The organism is Sphingomonas sp. 66-10 (assembly GCF_001897045.1).
GTDB lineage: Bacteria > Pseudomonadota > Alphaproteobacteria > Sphingomonadales > Sphingomonadaceae > Sphingomonas > Sphingomonas lycopersici.
Genome location: NZ_MKRR01000043.1, coordinates 1 through 2,356, shown reverse-complemented (window position 1 = coordinate 2,356; position 2,356 = coordinate 1). Strand labels below are relative to the sequence as shown.

Sequence of the window (2,356 nt, the reverse complement as noted above, 5' to 3'; positions counted from 1 at the left end):
CTACTCCGCGCTCGCATTATGGCATGACCCCTGCACCAAAAGTGCGGGAGAACCCAGATGTGGGCGCTTAAAATTCCCTATGCTGGCGGTTTGAGCTATGCGGTGATCAGCCGTATTCGGGATCGGGTTTTCCTTTCGTTGGCGGGCGGCCGCGACGCTTTGGCGGTGGATTGAACGTGACGCCGGCGCGGACGTTTTCGGGCACCAGCGCGGCGTGCTCGCGCATCCTGTAGCTGGAGCCCTCGATCTGGATGACGACGGCGTGGTGCAGCAGCCTGTCGAGCAGCGCCGTCGCCACGACGGCATCGCCGAAGACCTCGCCCCATTCGGCGAAGCCGCGGTTAGAGGTGAGGATCATGGCGCCCTTTTCGTAGCGGGCGTTGACCAGCTGGAAGAACAGGTTCGCGCCGCCGGGTGTGACCGGCAGGTAACCGATCTCGTCGACGACGAGCAGCGACGCTCTGGTGAGGAAGCGGATCTTCTCGCGAAGCGTGCCCTCGCGCTCGGCCTTGGCGAGCTGGGCGATCAGATCAGCCAGCGGGATGAAGTAGACCGCCTTGCCGGCGCGCACGGCCTCGACCGCCAGCGCGGTCGCGATGTGGCTTTTCCCGGTGCCGGGCGGGCCCAGCAGATGGACGACCTCGGCGCGCTCGATGAAGTCGAGGCCGGCGAGCGCCAGGATGCGGTTGCGGTCGAGCGAGGGCTGGAACGAGAAGTCGTAGCCGGCGAGCGTCTTGACGACGGGCAGCCGCGCCATGCGCAGGGCCGCCTTGATTCGGCGGTTCTCGCGCAGAGACAGCTCCTCGCCGAGCAGATCGTCGAGCGCCTCGATGCCGTCGATCTGGCCCTGCTCGATGCGTCGCAAGGTCACGTCGAGGATCTCAAGCGCCCGCGGCATCTTGAGGCTGACCAGGCTGCGGCGGATCGAGTCGACGCGCGAGGATGGTGCCGCGCCGTTCATGGCCGCCCTTCCATCGCCAGGCTCGCGCCAATGGCTTCATAAACCGCCAGCGAGCGCAGCGGCACATGGTCACCGAGCCGGCCGATCATCGTCGTGCGCCGTTCCTGTGGCCGCGATTGAGGCCTTCCGGTGCGATGACGCCGGTCGATGCGATACTGGAGGCGTCCTTCGAGCACAGGGTGCTCAGCAACCACAACGCCGCGATCGATTACCCGGACTACGTCCGGTAGCTGCTCGACCTCGACGATGCGGCGCGTGCGGTCAGGCACGCTGTAGAAGTTGCCGCCGACCGCCACAAAGCCGTCATGGGTAACCCGCCGCTCGAGCTTCAGCACGGCGTTGAAGCGGTGTTCGGGCAGCCGCTGCAGTTCTTCCTGCTCCTCGGCGAAGGCCTCGGCCACCACGCGCTGCGTCGTGCCGTGCACCCGGACATTGGCCACCGTGTCGAGCCACTCGACGAGCTGGGCGTTGAGGTCCTCCATGTTGCGGAAGGATCGGCCCAGGAAGAAGTCCTCGCGGATGTAGCGGAACGGCCGCTCAACTTTCCCCTTCGTCTTGGCGCGATAGGGCCGGCACGCCCGGGGCTGGAACCGGTAGTGCTTCGCCAGCGCCAGCAGCGAGGTGTTGTAGACGATGTGGCCCTGGTCGTCCTCGCCGGTGACCGCGGTCTTCATCCGGTCATAGAGGATCTCGATCGGCACGCCATCGATCGCCTCGAACGCCTGCATGTGACAGCGCAGCAGCGTCTGCAGGTCCTGATGCAGCACATAGCGGGCGAACACGAGGCGCGAGTAGCCCAGCACCAGGCTGAACAGCCAGACGATGCGCACCACGCCCGGCTCGTCGGTGAACTCGACGACGAACCGGGCGAAGTCGACCTGGGCCTGCACGCCGGCCTTGGTCTCGAAGCGAACCTCGTAAGGCTTGGGATCATGGTCGGGCCGGATTGCTGCCAGGTAGCGCTTCACCGCGGTGTACGCGCCGGCATAGCCCATCTCCCTGATCTCGCGCGTGAGGCGCGAGGCCGTCAGCTCGGAGAACGCCGTCACGCGCTCGCGCAGGAACTCCATGTAGGGCGCGATCTTGCTCGGCCGCCCGGCATTGCGGGGGCCGTAAACCGGCACCTCGACGCCGCGCTCGATGTATTTGCGAACGGTCTTGGGATCACGGCCCGTCCGGCGGGCGATCGCCGTCACCGACAGCCCCTGCCGGTGCAACTCCAGTATCATCATGGCTTCTCCAAGTCGGATCATCAGCGCCGCCTCCCGCAGGAGGTCATCGCGCCGATTTTGGCGTTGCCCAATGAGCCGGGGTTAACCCCGGCTCATTGGGCAACCAGGCCCAACAATCAGGGAATTTTCAAAGCCCACATCCGGGTTCTCCCGCACTTTTGGT

General features: G+C 65.9%; 2 protein-coding genes. Both read right to left on the bottom strand.

Translation table 11 applies throughout. The features are described 5' to 3' along the window. Positions 1–106: 106 nt before the first annotated feature. A complete protein-coding gene (istB, locus tag BGN95_RS05155; RefSeq protein WP_286771855.1) occupies positions 107–961 on the bottom strand; it encodes an IS21-like element helper ATPase IstB in 855 nt (284 codons plus the stop codon). Continuing rightward, complete coding sequence (istA, locus tag BGN95_RS05150) at positions 958–2,214, bottom strand: IS21 family transposase (protein ID WP_286771854.1); 1,257 nt, start codon at positions 2,212–2,214, stop codon at positions 958–960. The genes istB and istA overlap by 4 nt, the downstream gene beginning before the upstream one ends. Positions 2,215–2,356: the final 142 nt, after the last annotated feature.

Bases quoted from the DNA above. Each gene is read 5' to 3' on its own strand.
- istB (WP_286771855.1), bottom strand. From the start codon at position 961: ATGAACGGCGCGGCACCATCCTCGCGCGTCGACTCGATCCGCCGCAGC.
- istA (WP_286771854.1), bottom strand. From the start codon at position 2,214: ATGATCCGACTTGGAGAAGCCATGATGATACTGGAGTTGCACCGGCAG.